General features: G+C 68.8%; 15 protein-coding genes. 10 read left to right on the top strand and 5 right to left on the bottom strand.

The window, feature by feature from the left end; genetic code table 11:
- Positions 1 to 245: 245 nt before the first annotated feature.
- The gene (locus AC1DU6_RS07045; protein WP_477856427.1) at positions 246 to 797 is read right to left on the bottom strand and encodes a pyridoxamine 5'-phosphate oxidase family protein; all 552 of its coding nucleotides are present in this window, start codon (positions 795 to 797) and stop codon (positions 246 to 248) included.
- Positions 798 to 1,029: 232 nt separating this feature from the next.
- On the opposite strand from AC1DU6_RS07045, the gene AC1DU6_RS07040 reads away from it, so the two are divergent.
- Positions 1,030 to 1,539 (top strand): DUF4142 domain-containing protein, encoded by a 510-nt coding sequence (locus AC1DU6_RS07040; protein ID WP_477856426.1) that lies wholly within the window; start codon positions 1,030 to 1,032, stop codon positions 1,537 to 1,539.
- A gap of 276 nt (positions 1,540 to 1,815) precedes the next feature.
- Here AC1DU6_RS07040 and AC1DU6_RS07035 read toward each other — a convergent pair whose 3' ends face one another.
- Positions 1,816 to 2,706: a LysR family transcriptional regulator gene (locus tag AC1DU6_RS07035; RefSeq protein ID WP_477856425.1), complete on the bottom strand. Its 891-nt coding sequence runs from the start codon at positions 2,704 to 2,706 to the stop codon at positions 1,816 to 1,818.
- A gap of 91 nt (positions 2,707 to 2,797) precedes the next feature.
- Between AC1DU6_RS07035 and AC1DU6_RS07030 the strand changes: the two genes are divergently transcribed.
- The 3 genes from AC1DU6_RS07030 to AC1DU6_RS07020 all read left to right on the top strand — a co-directional run bounded on the left by AC1DU6_RS07030 (position 2,798) and on the right by AC1DU6_RS07020 (position 5,861).
- Positions 2,798 to 3,802, top strand: a complete 1,005-nt coding sequence (locus AC1DU6_RS07030; protein WP_477856424.1) for an NAD-dependent epimerase/dehydratase family protein — start codon at positions 2,798 to 2,800, stop codon at positions 3,800 to 3,802.
- 33 nt (positions 3,803 to 3,835) lie between these two features.
- Positions 3,836 to 4,573 (top strand): proteasome-type protease, encoded by a 738-nt coding sequence (locus AC1DU6_RS07025; protein WP_056191944.1) that lies wholly within the window; start codon positions 3,836 to 3,838, stop codon positions 4,571 to 4,573.
- Between the two features lie 193 nt (positions 4,574 to 4,766).
- Positions 4,767 to 5,861 carry a PEP-CTERM sorting domain-containing protein gene (locus AC1DU6_RS07020; RefSeq protein ID WP_477856423.1) on the top strand — a complete coding sequence of 365 codons (1,095 nt, stop codon included), beginning with the start codon at positions 4,767 to 4,769 and terminating at the stop codon, positions 5,859 to 5,861.
- Here the strand turns inward: AC1DU6_RS07020 and nadC are convergent.
- Both nadC and AC1DU6_RS07010 read right to left on the bottom strand, forming a co-directional pair.
- Positions 5,858 to 6,733, bottom strand: coding sequence for a carboxylating nicotinate-nucleotide diphosphorylase (gene nadC / locus AC1DU6_RS07015; protein WP_457389644.1), 876 nt, complete (start codon positions 6,731 to 6,733; stop codon positions 5,858 to 5,860). The genes AC1DU6_RS07020 and nadC overlap by 4 nt on opposite strands.
- 2 nt (positions 6,734 to 6,735) lie before the next feature.
- The gene (locus tag AC1DU6_RS07010; RefSeq protein WP_457389645.1) at positions 6,736 to 7,434 is read right to left on the bottom strand and encodes a fumarylacetoacetate hydrolase family protein; all 699 of its coding nucleotides are present in this window, start codon (positions 7,432 to 7,434) and stop codon (positions 6,736 to 6,738) included.
- Between the two features lie 28 nt (positions 7,435 to 7,462).
- Between AC1DU6_RS07010 and AC1DU6_RS07005 the strand changes: the two genes are divergently transcribed.
- Positions 7,463 to 8,344, top strand: a complete 882-nt coding sequence (locus tag AC1DU6_RS07005; RefSeq protein WP_477856422.1) for a septal ring lytic transglycosylase RlpA family protein — start codon at positions 7,463 to 7,465, stop codon at positions 8,342 to 8,344.
- Here AC1DU6_RS07005 and AC1DU6_RS07000 read toward each other — a convergent pair.
- The gene (locus tag AC1DU6_RS07000) at positions 8,341 to 9,081 is read right to left on the bottom strand and encodes an SDR family oxidoreductase (protein WP_457351097.1); all 741 of its coding nucleotides are present in this window, start codon (positions 9,079 to 9,081) and stop codon (positions 8,341 to 8,343) included. The genes AC1DU6_RS07005 and AC1DU6_RS07000 overlap by 4 nt on opposite strands.
- Before the next feature lie 314 nt (positions 9,082 to 9,395).
- Between AC1DU6_RS07000 and AC1DU6_RS06995 the strand changes: the two genes are divergently transcribed.
- From AC1DU6_RS06995 to AC1DU6_RS06975, 5 genes are all read left to right on the top strand, one after another.
- Positions 9,396 to 10,589, top strand: coding sequence for a GGDEF domain-containing protein (locus tag AC1DU6_RS06995; protein ID WP_477856421.1), 1,194 nt, complete (start codon positions 9,396 to 9,398; stop codon positions 10,587 to 10,589).
- Positions 10,586 to 11,746, top strand: a complete 1,161-nt coding sequence (locus tag AC1DU6_RS06990; RefSeq protein WP_056191931.1) for a GGDEF domain-containing protein — start codon at positions 10,586 to 10,588, stop codon at positions 11,744 to 11,746. Before AC1DU6_RS06995 ends, AC1DU6_RS06990 begins: the two co-directional genes overlap by 4 nt.
- Positions 11,747 to 11,856: 110 nt before the next feature.
- Positions 11,857 to 14,175, top strand: a complete 2,319-nt coding sequence (locus AC1DU6_RS06985; RefSeq protein ID WP_477856420.1) for a TonB-dependent siderophore receptor — start codon at positions 11,857 to 11,859, stop codon at positions 14,173 to 14,175.
- Between the two features lie 8 nt (positions 14,176 to 14,183).
- Positions 14,184 to 14,747, top strand: coding sequence for a YfiR family protein (locus AC1DU6_RS06980; RefSeq protein WP_457320539.1), 564 nt, complete (start codon positions 14,184 to 14,186; stop codon positions 14,745 to 14,747).
- Positions 14,744 to 15,043, top strand: a 300-nt coding sequence (locus tag AC1DU6_RS06975) for a CHASE sensor domain-containing protein (protein WP_477856419.1), incomplete at its 3' end; no start/stop codon positions are given. The genes AC1DU6_RS06980 and AC1DU6_RS06975, both read left to right, overlap by 4 nt.

Genomic DNA, 15,043 nt, shown 5'->3' with positions numbered 1-15,043 from the left:
AGAACGGGCAAGACCGGATTTGGCGAAAAATTTTCCTGGAAAATTCAATCAAATCAACCACTTATTCGCCTTGTCAAAAACAGCAGGGCGATGCCGGACAAATACAAAATTGCCATGCGGATGCCGGACATTTGATGCCGAAAACGGGCCTTGAAGGCGGCAATCAGATGACGGACAAGCGGCGATTACAAAGTGGAATTGACAATGCCAGGTGCTTTTTGTTGGGCGCCGAATGGGGAGGTGCCTCAGAGCTTCAGATGCCCATGCACACCCTCGTCGACGCGCTGGGCCGTGATGGCGCCGAACAGCATCTTGAGGCCGGCGATGGCGCTGCCGTGGCGGTTGTCCCAGTATTCGCCGCTGATCGCGTCCACGCGCAGTAAGCAGATACGGGGGTCGTCCTCGCCTTGCGTGAACCAAGCCCGCAGCTTGGGGCTCCAGAGCCGGTGGATGGTGGCCTTGTCAGTCACCTGCTCGACGCTGCCGTCGAGCTTCAGGTGGCCGCCGTTGTCCCCCTCCTTGAAGAACAGCGTGACGCGCGGATCGCGGTCGAGTTCGATGTTCTTCAGGCTGTCGATCTCGCTGAAGAACCACAGGGCGCCGCTGTCGTCGACCTCGATGACGGTCATCGGCCGCGCATGCAGTTGCCGCGTGCCCATGCCGAGGGTGCAGAAAAAGCAGCTGTTGCCGGCCTTGACGAGGTCGGCGATCTTCTTCGCGGCGGCCGGGCCGCTGAGGTCTTCTTCGGTGCTCACATCGTTGTCCGATGGATAGCTGCGGCTGTCGTCGTCTTGCATGTCGACTCCTTGGCGTTGACTGATCCTGCAGCCTAGACAGCAGGAGGCTGGCGGGTTGTCGGCCGGCGCCACGTGCCGCTGTCGGAAGCTGCCGGCCGCCGGTTCTCCTACAGCGGCTTCGTCCTCGGCTGACGCCGTCGGCACGCACCGCCGCCTAGATTGGCCGTTAGTCCGGTGGTGCCGTTGCGCATGCCGGCTTCAGCCGTCCGCCTCAACCCGTCAAGGAGCCCCCATGCGCACCGCCCAGAAATTCATGAGCGTCACCCTGCTGCTTGCCAGTGCCGCCTTTGCCGGCCAAGCCTATGCCCGTTCGGACAAGTCCTTCATGAAGGAGGCCGCTCACGCCGGCGCGGCCGAGATCGAGGCCAGCAAGCTCGCACAGTCCAAGGCCAAGAATGCCGATGTGAAGTCCTTCGCCGATTCGATGATCGCCGACCACACCAAGGTGGCCGATGAGCTCAAGGCGCTGGCTGCCAGCAAGAACGTTACGCTGCCCGATGGCCCTTCCGTCAAGCAGAAGACCGAGATCAAGCTCATCGACGCTGGCGACAACGACAAGTTCGACGAACGCTACGCCAAGACCTTCGGCGTGAAGGCCCACCAGAACACGATCAAGCTCTTCCAGGACGCCGCCCAGAATGCCAAGGATCCCGAGATCAAGGCCTGGGCCGAAAGGACCCTGCCCGGCCTGAGGCACCACCTGGAGATGGCCCAGGCGCTCAGCGTTGCGCCCAAGAAGTAACGCGTCCATTTGCCGCTGCTGAGTGAGGTGCCCATGCCACTCCCTGCTTTGACATCCTGTCGATGCGCACTGACGCTCGCGGCCGTGGCCACCGTGGCGCAGCTGGCGGCCTGCCGCTCCGAGCAGCAGCCGCTGCCATCGGCCAACGCCGCCACCTCGCAGGCTGCGCCGCCGCCGCTGCCGCCACCGTCTTCGCCCGCCTCCTCCTCGCCGCCATCCTTCCCGCCAGCCTCAGGACCGGCGTCCGCGCCGGCATCGAATCCCGTGCGCTGAGCCTCAGATGGCGATGTGGCGCGTGAGCCCGTCCACCAGCGCCTCGAAGACGACTCGGCAGGGCGTGTTCTGGCGCAGGTCCTCGTGCATGGCGACCCAGGTCTCCAGCGGCCAGGCGAACTGGTCGGCCAGCACGCGCTCCAGCACGGGCGCACGCCGCGCCAGTGCGACCTGACACATGCCGATACCGGCGCCAGCACGCACCAGTGCCAGCTGGGCGAGGTCGGAATCGCTGCGCAGCGCAAAGCTGTCACGGCTGATGCCGCTCAGGCGCTTGGACCCGGCGCGGATGAAGGGCGTCACGGTGTCGAAGCCGATCAGCGTGTGGCCCTGCAGCTCAGCCAGGGCCGTGGGCCGGCCGTGGCGGTCGAGGTAGTCGGTCCGCGCATGCAGGCCCAGCTCAATGCTGCCGATGCGGCGCGCGATCAACTGGCCCTGTTCGGGCGGCGTCATGCGCACGGCGATGTCGGCTTCGCGGCGCAACAGGTCCTGCAACTGGTTGCTCAGGGCCAGTTCCAGGACCAGCCCGGGATGAGCCTCGCGCAGCGCAGCAAACACGCCTGCCAGCACCTCGGCCCCGATGATCTCACTGGCCGTCACCCGCACCGTGCCCCTCACTTCGGCACCGCGCGCCGTCGCCGCCCGTTGCAGCGCGGCCACCGCGGCTTCCATCTGCTCGGCGTGACCGCGCAGGGCCAGCGCCGCCTCCGTGGCCAGCAGGCCGGTGGGCGAGCGGGTGAAGAGGGGCTGGCCGAGCGCCTGCTCCAGCGCGGCGACATGGCGCCCGACGGTGGGCTGCGTCAACCCCAGCGCCCGCGCCGCGCCCGACAGCGAACCCTCGCGCAGCACGCCGAGAAAAGTGTGCAGCAGGTCCCAGGGCAGTGTCGAAGCCATACATAAATGTATATCTACGACACTACCTTCAGCAATTCCCAATCAAGCCGTCACTTCCCAGAATCCGTTCCATCAACTTCTGGAGAACGACATGGAAACAAGCAGCAAGACGGTCCTGGTGCTCGGCGCGAGTGGCGGCATTGGCGGCGAGGTGGCACGCCAGTTGCGCGACGCGGGCTGGGTGGTCAAGGGGCTCAAGCGTGGCCTCTCGACGGCGCACGCGCAGAGTGACGGCATCCAATGGCTGCGCGGCGATGCGCTGAACGCGGCCGACGTGCTCGCTGCCGCCCAGGGCTGCGACGTCATCGTTCATGCCGTCAACCCGCCGGGCTACCGCGACTGGGACCGCCTCGTGCTGCCGATGCTGGAGCACAGCATCGCCGCCGCCCGCGCCCTGGGTGCGACGCTGCTGCTGCCGGGCACGGTCTACAACTACGGCCCCGACGCTTTCCCGCTGCTGCACGAGGACGCGCCGCAGCGGCCGGCGACGCGCAAGGGCGCCATCCGCGCCGAGATGGAGGCGCGGCTGCGAGCGGCCAGCGAGACGGGGCTGCGCGTCATCGTGCTGCGCGCCGGCGACTTCTTCGGTCCGCGGGCCGGTAACAACTGGTTCTCGCAAGGCCTGGTGAAGCCCGACAAGCCGGTGACGTCCATCAGCAACCCGGCCGCCGCCGGCGCTGGCCACCAATGGGCCTATCTGCCGGATGTCGCCCGCACGATGGTGGAGTTGCTGGAACGACGCGCGACACTGCCCGCCTTCGCCAACTTCCACATGAGCGGCCACTGGGACGCCAGCGGCCGCGAACTGGCCGAGGCCATCCAGCGCGTCGTCGTCGCCCAGGGCGGCAAGCCGCCGCGTATCTCTGCCTTCCCCTGGTGGCTGCTGACTCTCGCTTCGCCCTTCGTCACGACCTTCAAGGAGATGCGCGAGATGCGCTATCTGTGGCGCCAGCCAGTGCGCATGGACAACAGCCGCCTCGTCGCCGCCCTGGGCCGCGAGCCGCACACGCCGCTGGATGAAGCCGTCGAAGCGTCGCTGCGCGGCCTGGGCTGCCTGCCTGCCCATTGCGCCCGCAAGGGCACAGGCCAGCCGTAACATGCCTTCCAGCTCATTCGCCGGGACCACACCATGACCTATTGCGTCGCCATGCGCCTGCGTGCGGGCCTGCTGTTCGCCTCCGACACCCGCACCAACGCCGGCGTCGACCACATCGCCAGCTTTCGCAAGATGTACCAGTTCCAGATCCCGCACCAGCGCGAGATCGTCATCCTGACCGCAGGCAACCTGGCGACGACGCAATCCGTCATCTCCGTGCTGAACCAGCGCCTGCATGGCGACGGCGAACACCTGCTCAACGTGCCCACCCTGTACGACGCGGCCGTGCTGCTGGGCCGCACGCTCAAGGAGATCGTCAACCGCGACAGCGACAACCAGCACAACGGCGTGGACTTCGGCGCCAACATGCTGCTGGGCGGCCAGATCAAGGGTGAAGGCCCGCGCCTCTTCCACGTCTACCCGCAGGGCAACTTCATCGAGGCCACCGAGGACACGCCCTACTTCCAGATCGGCGAGAGCAAATACGGCAAGCCCATCATCGACCGCGTCATCCGCTACGACACGACGGCGCTGGACGAAGCCGCCAAGTGCACCCTCGTCAGCTTCGACTCGACCATCCAGTCCAATCTGTCGGTCGGCCTGCCCATCGACATGATCATGCTGCGCGCCAACCAGTTCGAGCAGGCCATGAAGCCGCCCAACCGCATCGGCCGCGACGACCCGTATTTCCAGGCGCTGCGCACGGGCTGGAGTGCCGGGCTCAGGAAAGTCTTTGACGACCTGCCCAACGAACCCTGGTTCGACGGCTGAGAACTCGTCGCGCCAGCCATCTCGGCGCGCGAAGGTTGACAACGGTGTCCCACTCATTCGCGGCTGTCGAGTCCTTTGACAGTGCGACGACGGGTCAAAAGTCAACCGCAGCAAATTCAGCAACTTAGGGGGCATGGCCCGATAAATGCTCATTTCTCATCGCGAAGCCAACGCTTCGCGTGAGAGGTGACATATGAAGAAGACTTCCTGGGGCATCCAACCGCAGTGGCTTCTCGCCCTGCTCTTCCCAGCCGGCCTGGCCGCCGCAGCGCCACTGCCGGTCTACTCGCCGACCTACCCCTCTCCCAACTCCGCCTGTGCCACCTTTGGCAACGTCGTCTCCTGCTCCACGACGGTGCTGGATCACCTGGCCGCCAAGGGCTACGCGGGCTTCAACGGCCCCTACAGCTTTGCCGCCAGCCAGGGCGCGCTGATCGACACCATCGTCGTCACCGCCAACAACGGCAACATCCTGAACAACGGCGACCAACTCATGCCGTCGGAGGATGGCTTCTCGACGAACAACGGCGGCACCAAGAAGTATTTCTTCACCGGCGACGGCAACGACCCGGCGAACAACGGCGGCCTGGCGGGTGATACGCCCTTCAGCTGGGACACCGGCCTGAGCACCCTCAACCAGAAGTTGACCTTCGGCGGGGCCTATCACGAGATGGCCATCGCCTTCGACTTCAACAACCCGCAGAACGACGCCTCCAGCATTCCCATCTGGGTGTTGGTCACGGTGCGCGACACCGACGGCAACCTGGGCAACAAATACTTCGAGACCCAGGCGCTGGACCCCAACAACATCTTCAAGGACCCGTTGCTGTACTCGTCGGACAAGACCTTCGACGGCAGCGCCATCACGACGCCCGGCGCCGCCGACTTCGCGCTGACCGTTGGCGCGATCTGCGTCGTCAACGCCACGGTCTCCTACCCCTCGCCGGATGGCAGCAACTGCCCGAACGGCGGCGACCTCGTCAAGACCAATCGCGCCTCCAACGAGGTCGAATTCATCAACTACCTGCCCACGCTGGATCTGCGGGGCCTGGAGAACCAGGGTTACGACACGATGTCGGTCCAGGTCTGGATGGGCTGCTTCAACACCGGGGTCAGGGGCTCGGGCCCGGCCTTGGAGAACGGCGGATCCGTCGGCCCCTGCGACACCGGTGGCTTTGGCGACATCTTCCTGCTGGCCGGCGCTGAATTGCCGGGCCGCCTGCCCGAGCCCGGCACCCTGGGCCTCACCGGCCTGGCCCTGCTTGGCCTGCTGAAGCGTCGTCGCTAGACCGGACCGAGCACCCGCATCGAGTAGTCGACCGCCCTGACATCCTTGGTCAGGCGGCCGATGGAGATGCGGTCCACGCCGGTCGCGGCAATCCAGCGCAGCTGATCCAATGCGACACCGCCCGAGACCTCCAGCAGCGCTTGAGCCGAATACGCGGCATTCACCGCCACGGCCTCGCGCATCTGCGCTTCGCTGAAGTTGTCCAGCAGCACGCTGACGGCGCCGGCGTCCAGTGCCTCATGCAATTGCGCGATGGTTTCGACTTCGATCTGGATGTCCACACCCGCATTCAGCCCCTGCGCTGCACGCAAGGCAGCGCCCACGCCACCCGCTGCGGCGATGTGGTTTTCCTTGATAAGGATGCCGGCATAAAGCGCCAGCCGCTGGTTCTGCCCGCCGCCGACGCGCACCGCGTACTTCTGCGCCAGGCGCAGGCCGGGGATGGTCTTGCGTGTGTCCAGGATGGCGCAGCCGCGCGGGTTGGTGCTGGCGCCGGCCACGGCATCAACATGCGCGCGCGTGATCGTCGCCGTGCCAGACAGCAGCTGCAGGAAATTCAGCGCCGGCCGCTCGGCGCTCAGCAGCGCACGGCCATCGGCCTCGATGCGGCAGGCGATGCTGTCCGCCACCATCACGGCGCCTTCCTCGTACAGCCATTCAATGCGCGCCGTTGCATCCAGTGCGGCAAACACACCGTCGAACCAGTCGCGGCCACACAGCACCGCGGCCTCGCGCACGCGCACCTGGGCGGCCACGCGCTTGGCCAAGGGCACGAGCAGCGCCGTCCAGTCGCATTTGCCGATGTCCTCGGCCAATGCCTCGTGGATGTTGCGTGAGCGCGCCTGCGCCAAAGTCTCTTCGGTGGAGAACATCGTCACTCCGCCGGGCCGATGGTCAGCATGATCTCGCCCAGGCCTTCGATGCGCCCGACGATGACGTCACCCGCCACCACGGCGCCCACGCCGGCCGGCGTGCCGGTGTAGATCAGGTCGCCCGGATGCAGGTGGTAGAGGTGGCTCAGGTTGGAGACGATCTCCGCCTGGTTCCAGATCATGTCGGCCAGGTCGCCATGCTGCTTCTCGACGCTATTGACAGCCAGCGTGATGGCGCCCTTGTCGAGCGCGCCCAGTTCGCTCTTGCGCACGATGTCGCCGAGGATGGCGGATTGGTCAAAGCCCTTGGCGGTGTCCCAAGGCCTGCCCGCCGCCTTGGCCACCGCCTGCAGGTCGCGGCGCGTCATGTCCAGACCCGCGGCATAGCCCCAGATGGCGGCGACGGCCGCTTCGGGCGTGACCTTGAACACCGGCGCGCCGATGGCCAGCACCAGTTCCATCTCGTAGTGGTAGTTCCTGGTCTCGGTCGGATAGGGCACCGTCGAGCCCGAGGGCGTCAGTGCCGTGGCCGGCTTGGTGAAGTAGAAGGGCGGCTCGCGCGTCGGGTCGGCACCCATCTCGCGGGCATGATCGGCATAGTTGCGGCCGACGCAGAAGATGCGGCTGACCGCGTAACGGGCATCCGTGCCGCGCACGGCGGCACTGGGGATCTCGGCTGGAGGAAAGACGAAATTGCTCATGGCATGGCTTCGACATTGCAGGAACAGCGTGCAGCATACTGGCCTGCCCATCGCACTGCTGCTGCTCGCACTGATGACCGGCTGCGCGACCCGCTCGGCCGTGGCGCCGGTCGGCATCGAGCGTGACGGCCCGCTGCCCAATCCGCCGTCCGACCTCGCCAAGGTGCCCGACGCCGCGCCGCGCATCGAGCCCGTGCGCAGCGGCGGCCCCAACAAGCCCTATGAGGTGCAGGGCGAGCGCTACGAACCCATCACCGGCGACAGCCCTTATGCCGACCGCGGCCTGGCCTCCTGGTACGGCCGCAAGTTCCACGGCCGGCCCACCGCCAGCGGCGAGGTCTACAACATGTATGCGATGACGGCGGCTCATCCGACGCTGCCCATCCCCAGCTATGCCCGCGTGCGCAACCCGGCCAACGGCCGCGAGGTCATCGTGCGCATCAACGACCGCGGCCCCTTCCACAAGGGCCGCATCGTCGACCTCAGCTACACGGCCGCCCTCAAGCTCGACCTGCTGCGCGGCGTGGCGCCGGTGGAGGTGCGGCGCATCACCTATGCCGAGATCCGCGCCGGCACCTTCCAGAAGCCGGCGGGCGAACCGACGCCTGTCTTTGTGCCCGACACGCCGCCCGGCGCGCCGCAGCGCGAGACAACCGGCACCGTGGCGGGCACCGGCCCGAGCGCCTGGTTGCAGTTCGGCGCCTTCGCCAAGCTGGACGGCGCTGAAAGCCTACGCCAGCGCATTGCCGAGGCCGACCTGACGCTGCTGCCGCTGCTGACCATCGTCCGCGAGGGCGGCGTGCACCGGCTGCGCGCCGGGCCCTTCCCGAGCGCCGACGAGGCGCGTGCCACCGCCATTCGGCTGCGCGACGAGAGCGGCGTTGAATCGACGCTGGTCGAGAAGCGCTAGCGGCCTCCAGCCACATCCAGCAAGGTGCCGACCGTGTAGCTGGCCGCATCGCTCAGCAGCCAGACGATGGCCTCGGCGATCTCCTCGGGCCGGCCCAGGCGCTGGATCGGAATGGTCGACACAGCGCTACTCGCGTCCATGCCGCTGGCCGCATGGATGTCGGTCTCGATGATGCCGGGCCGCACGCCATTGACGCGGATGCCCTCGCTGATCAGTTCGCGCCCCAGGCCTTTGGTCAGGGTGTCGATGGCGCCCTTGGTTGCGGCATAGTCCACATAGATGCCCGCCGAGCCGAACTCGGCCGCGCGCGAGCTGAGGTTGACGATCGCCCCGCCTGCGCCGCCCTGCCGGGTGCTCATGCGCCGCGCGGCCTGCTGGCAGCACAGCAGCGTGCCGATCACGTTGACGTCGAAGAGGCGGCGCCACCGCTCGGTCGTCATCGCCTCCAGCCGCGCCGCCGGCGCCACGATGCCGGCGTTGTTGACCAGGCCTGCCAGCCGGCCACCGGCCGCGTCCAGTTGCTCGAACATGGCCGCCACCTGAACTTCGTCGGCCACGTCGGCCTGCAGGGTCAGCGCGCGCCGGCCGAGTCCGTGCAATCTGGCCGCGAGCTTGTCCGCAGCGAGGCTATCCTGGGCATAGTTGATGGCCACGTCCCAGCCGGCCTCGGCGCAACGCAGCGCCGTCGCGCTTCCAATGCCACGCGAGCCTCCGGTGATCAGTACCCAAGCCGACATGGCCGGCATTGTGGCGTTGTCGGAGAAGATGCGCGTCCGGGGACTGTGAACGCTACGGCAATAGGCTGAGTTGTGACCAGAAAGGCTGCGAGCAAGGCGCAAACCGGAGCGGGGTGGGGTACCCGGCGAGGATTTGCAACGCGGCGCGCGGCCTTTCTGGTCACAACCCTGCGGGAAGGCTCGCCGCCAGGGGCCACTCGGCGTTGCACCACTTGCCCGCACATGAGTGCGGGCGGCGTGCTGCGCCTTGCTTGGCCCCTGGCGGCGAGCCTTCTCAGCCCATTGCCGTAGCGTTCACAGGCCCACCTCGCTGCATGGAATTCCTCGACGTCCCGACGGTCCTCAAGGTCAGCGCCCTCTTCAATCTGATGGCGGCCCTGGCCTGGCTGACGCTCGCGCAGACCTTTCGCATCGCGCCGCGCGCCGGCCGGCTGATGGCGGCGGCTCATCTGGTGCGCATCGCCTCCCAGGGCTGCGGCGACTGCATGGCCGGCTGGCCCGGCCTGCTGCGCCAGGCGATTCCCGAGTTCGGCCTGCTGGCCTGTGCCGTGCTGCTGCTGATGGCGCTGCGCCGCATGCTGCGCAGCCGCCAGCGCCCGCGCGACATCAGCTGGATAGGCGGCCTCGGTGCCATCGGCATCGCGCTGGGCCTGGCCAGCGGCTCGGGCCTGGCGCCGCAGGTGGCCAGCACTTTCAGCGTGGCGCTGCTGGCCCTGCTGTCCGTGCGCGAGGTCGTGCGTGGCATCGGCAACCAGCTGTCGCGCGTCGTCACCGCATGCACCACCCTGCCCTTCGCCGCAATGGCAGCCGTGACGCTGACGCACGCCGCGGAGCTGCTGCTCGTGCCGGGCTGGGATGACCACATCCTCAATGGCGAACTGCCGTCGCCGGCGCGCGCGGCGCTGTGGTTCGTCGTCACCGCCGCCATCACCCTCAGCCTGATCGCGCTGATGATCTGGCGCCTCATCACGCGCATTCAGCACCTGACCTACCGCGACCCGCTGACCGGCGCCCTCAATCGCCGCGCCTTCGAGCAGGCGCTCGGCGAGGCCCAGGCCCAGCTGCAACGCGGCCGCGGCTTCGCGCTGGCCATGATCGACATCGACCACTTCAAGCGCGTCAACGACCAGCACGGCCATCAGGCCGGTGACGCGGCCCTGCAGCATTGCGTGCGCGTCTGGCAGGCCTGCCTGCGCGAGGTGGACTGCCTGGGGCGCCTGGGCGGCGAGGAGTTCTGCGCGCTGCTGCCGCTGGCCGGCCTCGCTGATCTCGCCACCGCCGCCAGCGTGGCCGAGCGCCTGCGCCACAGCCTGGCCGCCCAGCCGCTGCGCTGGAAAGACGTGGAGCTGCCGTTGTCGGCCAGCTTCGGCGTGGCCCTGCCGGTGGCCGACGACCCGCGGGGCGAAGTCGGCATGGCGCGCGCCGACGGCGAGCTCTACCGCGCCAAGGCCGAGGGCCGCAACCGCGTCTGCGTGGCAACGCACCTCGGCGGGATCGCCACGGCATGATCACGCCAGCGCAGACCCAGACGCTGCTGGCCAGCATCATCTTCGTCGCGGCGGCGGCGACCCTGGTGTGGATGGCACTGGCCCTGGTCGCGCGCATCGCGCCGCGGGCCTCGCTGGCGATGGCCGGAGCGAACGCAGCCGCCGCCGGTTCGCTGACCCTGCATGTGCTGCGAGGTGTGCTGCCCGACGCCCTGACCTACTGGCCCGGCGACGTGCTCGCCATCGCCTCCTTCGCGCTGCTCGGCGCGGCGGTGCCGGGCATCACGACGCGGGCGCTGAACTGGAAGCCCGGCGCCGCCGCCGTGGCTGCCACGGCGCTGCTGCTGCTGGCGCTGCCCTATGAAGGCGACCTGCGCTGGCAGGCCCGCATCGTCAACGGTGCCGGCGCCGCGCTGACGCTGGTGGCCGGCGTTGTCGCCTGGCGCAGCCTGGCGCGCTCGGCCGGCGGCCGGCGCACGCCCGCGCCGCTGGCCCTGCCCCTGTTCCTCATCGCGGCGCTGATGGCGGCGCGCGGCCTGGAGACCTTCGTCAACCCCGGCCGCACACCCGACCTGCGCATGCCCACCGGGTTCAACATCGCCTTTCTGTGGACGGCCCTGGTGCTGGCCTTGCTGCAGAACGCGACGCTGGCCTTCCTGGTGCTGATGCGGTTGATCACGCGCATCGAGCGCCTGCTGGAGCGCGACCCGCTGACCGACACGCTGAACCGCGGCGCCTTCGACCGGGCCCTGGAGCGCGCCCACGCCTGGCTGGCGCGCGGCCGCGGCTATGCCCTGGTCATGATCGACATGGACCGCTTCAAGCAGCTCAACGACACACTGGGCCACGCCGCCGGCGACGCGGCCTTGCGCCTGATGGTCAAGGAGCTGCAGCCCTGCGTGCGCGAGGTGGACCGCTTCGGCCGCCTGGGTGGCGAGGAATTCTGCGTGCTGCTGCCCGACACCGACATCGCCGGCGCGGCGCTGGTGGCCGAGCGCATGCGCTGGCTGGTCAATATGGCGCCACTGCGGTGGCTGGAGCAGGACTGGTCGCTCAGCGCCAGCTTCGGCATCGCCGAAGCCGAACGCGCCGATGCCAGTGGCGGCGCGGTGCTGGCGCGCGCCGATGCGGCGCTTTACCGGGCCAAGGGCCAGGGCCGCAACGTCGTGCAGGCCTGAACGGCAGGCCGCCCCTTGCGGCGGCGCACAGGCATAAACTCGATGCAAACAAGCCCAATGGAATCGAGTGATCGATGACAGCAGCCGGGGGCAGGAGACAGGGAACCGCCATGCGCTTGCGGGTCGCGGGCGCAGCGCAGCTGTTGGTGCTGGCCGCCGGCCTGGCGGCTGCCACCGGGGTCGCGGCGAGTTCCTCCAGCGTCGCCGACCTCGACATCGGCGAACTCGTGCAGGTGCGGCTGTCGCCCTTCGATGTCGCCGCCAACCTCGACCGCGGCTATCGCGCCGCCCACGCCGTGTCCGCCTCGCGCTTCGACGCGCCGATCCACGACCTGCCGTTCGCCATCCAGGCCTTCAACGAGCAATTCATCCGCGACCAGAAGCCGCAAGGCCTGTTCGACGTGGCCCGCTATTCGCCGGGCGTGACCTACCGGAGCAACGACTTCAATGAGGGCAATGCCAACCTGGCGATCCGCGGCTTTGCGGTGAGCCAGGTGCCTGGCGCCTACCAGGTGCTGCGCGACGGCTTCGTCGGCCCGTCGATCTTCGACCTCACCAGCGCCTCTCGCATCGAGATCGTCAAGGGGCCGTCCTCTTTCCTGTACGGCCAGGTGGCGCCCGGCGGCATCGTCAACGTGATCACGAAGAGCCCGCGGCCCCAGCCCTTCGCCGAGGTCGAGGTGGGCGCCGGCAGCTACGGCCGTTACCGGCTCGACGCCGACATGGGCACGCCGCTGCGGCCCGACCTGCTGCTGCGTGTCGCAGCCTCGTTCGACCAGGACATCCACTACTGGCGGCCCTACGACGCGCATGCCACCACCCTGGCACCTTCGCTGCGCTGGACACCGGACCGCCGCGTCAGCGTGACCCTCAAGGCCGAGCAGTACAGCAAGCGCGAAGCCCCGCAGCTGATGCAAAAGCCCGGCTACGGCAGGCAGGCAGGCCTCGTGCCGACCGCGGCCGACCCGAATCGCGCCGGCGTCGACGTGCCCGGGTTGCCAGACGACTGGAACAGCATGTCCGACGTCGACTACCGCCGCAGCGACAGCACGGGCGCCAGCGGCTGGGTCGATGTCGAGGCGAGCGACCACTGGCATCTGCGCGCCGGCTACTCACGCCTGCGCTTCGCCATCGATGCGCTGTTCTCCGGCAACCTCGGCATGTCCGACAACCAGACGTTTCTGCAGGGCCGCCGCCTGCGTCGCCAGACCTACACCAACCAGGCCGAGACGCTGACCGCCGACGGCGTCGGCGTGTACCGCTTCGACCGTGCCAGCCTGCGGTTGCTGCTCGGCGCGCAGTCGCTCAGGCGGCGCTTCGACAACACGGCGGCGCAGGCGCCCAACGACCCAGCCCTGGGCAGCCGCCCCATCGCCTCGCCCCTGCCGCTGTGGGACCTGCGCGACCCATCGACCTGGAACCGCCAGGTGGACATCCCGCTGTCGGCGTTGACCGAGAACCGCGCCGACCGCAGCCTGCACCAGACGGACCGCTCGGCCTATGCCGGCGCCACGCTCGGGCTGCTTGACGACGACCTGCTGCTGCTGGCCGGCCTGCGCTACACCGCCGCGCGTGCCCGGGTCGACGACCGGATCACCGCCACGTCGCAGCCCTTCTCCACGCATGAGCTGACGCCGCAATACGGCGCCCTGCTGCGCCTGGCGCCCGAGTGGTCGCTGTTCGCCTCGTTCGCACGCTCCTTCGTGCCCGTCGCGCAGGTGCTGAACCGGCCCGACGACACGCACGCACCCGCCCTGCCGACGCGCGGCAGCGGCTGGGACCTGGGCGTCAAGGCGGAGCTGCTGAACGGCCGCGCCACGGCCACGCTGACCGCCTTCGACCTGCGCAACCGCAACGCCGTCAACGACCTGGCGCAGACCGACAGCTCGGGCAACGTCGTCATCTACAACGTCCAGAGCGGCCAGCAGCGCTCGCGCGGCATCGAGTTCGATGCCACCTTGCTGCCGGCCGCGGGCTGGCAGATCTACCTGGCCTACAGCCGCACCGCCGCCCGCATCCTGGAGTACAGCGGCAACGACGCGGCCCTGCTGTCGCGCGATCCGGCGACGCTGAATGCCGCCGAGCGCATCAACTACAAGAGCGCCCAACTGCTGCACGGCGCGCGGCTGCAGATGAGCGCACCGCATCTGTTCAACCTCTGGGCGCGGCATGATTTCTCTGGCGGGCTCTACCTGGCCGGCGGGGCCCACGTCGTGCGGGACCAGACGCTGTTGCCCGAGGGCCCGGCGGCGGCGCGGCAGAGCTATGCGCTGATCGACGCCCTGGCGGGCTACGCGTGGCTGGACGGCGGGCGCCGCATGTCGATCGAGCTGTCCGGCAAGAACCTGCTCGACCGGCACTACCACCCCTCGCAGAGCACGCGTTCGCGGCCCCGGGAGTGGCTGCTGGCTTTGAAAGCGGCCTGGTGAGGGCCGCCGTGCGTTTCGGACGCTCCGTCGCGCTGGCGGCCCTGGCCTGCGTGCTGGGGCCGCTGGCCGGCGCGCAGGCGCCGCTGGTCGAGCGGCAGTCCCGGGTCGAGGCCGCGTTCATGCGCAACTTCGCCCGCTACGTCACCTGGCCGTCGCGGGCCTTTGCCGACGGCACCATGCCCTGGAACGTCTGCACCGTTGACGAGAACCACTTCGACGCCTCCTTGGAGCAGACCTTCCAGGGCCGGCTCGAACAGGGCCGGCCGTTCACCGTCAGGCGCGCCGTGTCGCCCGAGGCACTCGCCAGCTGCCACATCGTCTTCGTCGGCGCCATCAGTTCGTCGGCGCGGCGTGCGGCACTGGCGCAGCTGAGCGGCCTGCCGGTCCTGACCGTGGGCAATGCGCCGGAATTCCTCAGCGAGGGCGGCGTCGTGCGCCTGCTGCCCGGCGAGCACATCGAGATGAGCATCAATCTCGACCAGGCACGCCGGGCCTCGCTGGGCATCCCGGCAAAGCTGCTCGAGGTGTCCAGTGAAGTGGTCGAGCACGGCAGCCTGCGGAGGCTGAGGTGAACGCCGCGCGACCGCGCCGCATCCGCAGCGTGCTGATGCTGTCGCTGCTGGTGGCGGCGGTGCTGGTATTCGCCGCGGGCGCGGCCGGCCTGGTACTGGTGCAGCGCCTGACCCTCGAACAGCGCGCCCGCGCCCAGGTCGAACCCATGGCGCAATTGATCGCTGTCGGTGCCGAGGCGGCGGTCGCCTTCGGTGACGCGCGGCGCGCGCAGGAGATCCTGGACTCGCTGCGCCCCAACCCGCTGGTGCTGTCGGCCGAGTTGCGCCTGGCCGACGGGCGGCTGCTCGCGCAGCTG

The sequence above is a fragment of the Roseateles sp. P5_B10 genome (genome assembly GCF_056400485.1).
The sequence above is the reverse complement of the archived record's forward strand: the minus strand, read 5'-3'. Positions and strand labels throughout refer to the sequence as shown.

What these genes read in the sequence shown, in the direction of transcription:
- AC1DU6_RS07000 (WP_457351097.1), bottom strand. Translation starts at nt 9,081, where the DNA reads ATGTCGGCTTGGGTACTGATCACCGGAGGCTCGCGTGGCATTGGAAGC.
- AC1DU6_RS07045 (WP_477856427.1), bottom strand. Translation starts at nt 797, where the DNA reads ATGCAAGACGACGACAGCCGCAGCTATCCATCGGACAACGATGTGAGC.
- AC1DU6_RS07025 (WP_056191944.1), top strand. Translation starts at nt 3,836, where the DNA reads ATGACCTATTGCGTCGCCATGCGCCTGCGTGCGGGCCTGCTGTTCGCC.
- nadC (WP_457389644.1), bottom strand. Translation starts at nt 6,733, where the DNA reads ATGTTCTCCACCGAAGAGACTTTGGCGCAGGCGCGCTCACGCAACATC.
- AC1DU6_RS07035 (WP_477856425.1), bottom strand. Translation starts at nt 2,706, where the DNA reads ATGGCTTCGACACTGCCCTGGGACCTGCTGCACACTTTTCTCGGCGTG.
- AC1DU6_RS07010 (WP_457389645.1), bottom strand. Translation starts at nt 7,434, where the DNA reads ATGAGCAATTTCGTCTTTCCTCCAGCCGAGATCCCCAGTGCCGCCGTG.
- AC1DU6_RS06985 (WP_477856420.1), top strand. Translation starts at nt 11,857, where the DNA reads ATGCGCTTGCGGGTCGCGGGCGCAGCGCAGCTGTTGGTGCTGGCCGCC.
- AC1DU6_RS07040 (WP_477856426.1), top strand. Translation starts at nt 1,030, where the DNA reads ATGCGCACCGCCCAGAAATTCATGAGCGTCACCCTGCTGCTTGCCAGT.
- AC1DU6_RS07020 (WP_477856423.1), top strand. Translation starts at nt 4,767, where the DNA reads ATGAAGAAGACTTCCTGGGGCATCCAACCGCAGTGGCTTCTCGCCCTG.
- AC1DU6_RS06990 (WP_056191931.1), top strand. Translation starts at nt 10,586, where the DNA reads ATGATCACGCCAGCGCAGACCCAGACGCTGCTGGCCAGCATCATCTTC.
- AC1DU6_RS07030 (WP_477856424.1), top strand. Translation starts at nt 2,798, where the DNA reads ATGGAAACAAGCAGCAAGACGGTCCTGGTGCTCGGCGCGAGTGGCGGC.
- AC1DU6_RS06995 (WP_477856421.1), top strand. Translation starts at nt 9,396, where the DNA reads ATGGAATTCCTCGACGTCCCGACGGTCCTCAAGGTCAGCGCCCTCTTC.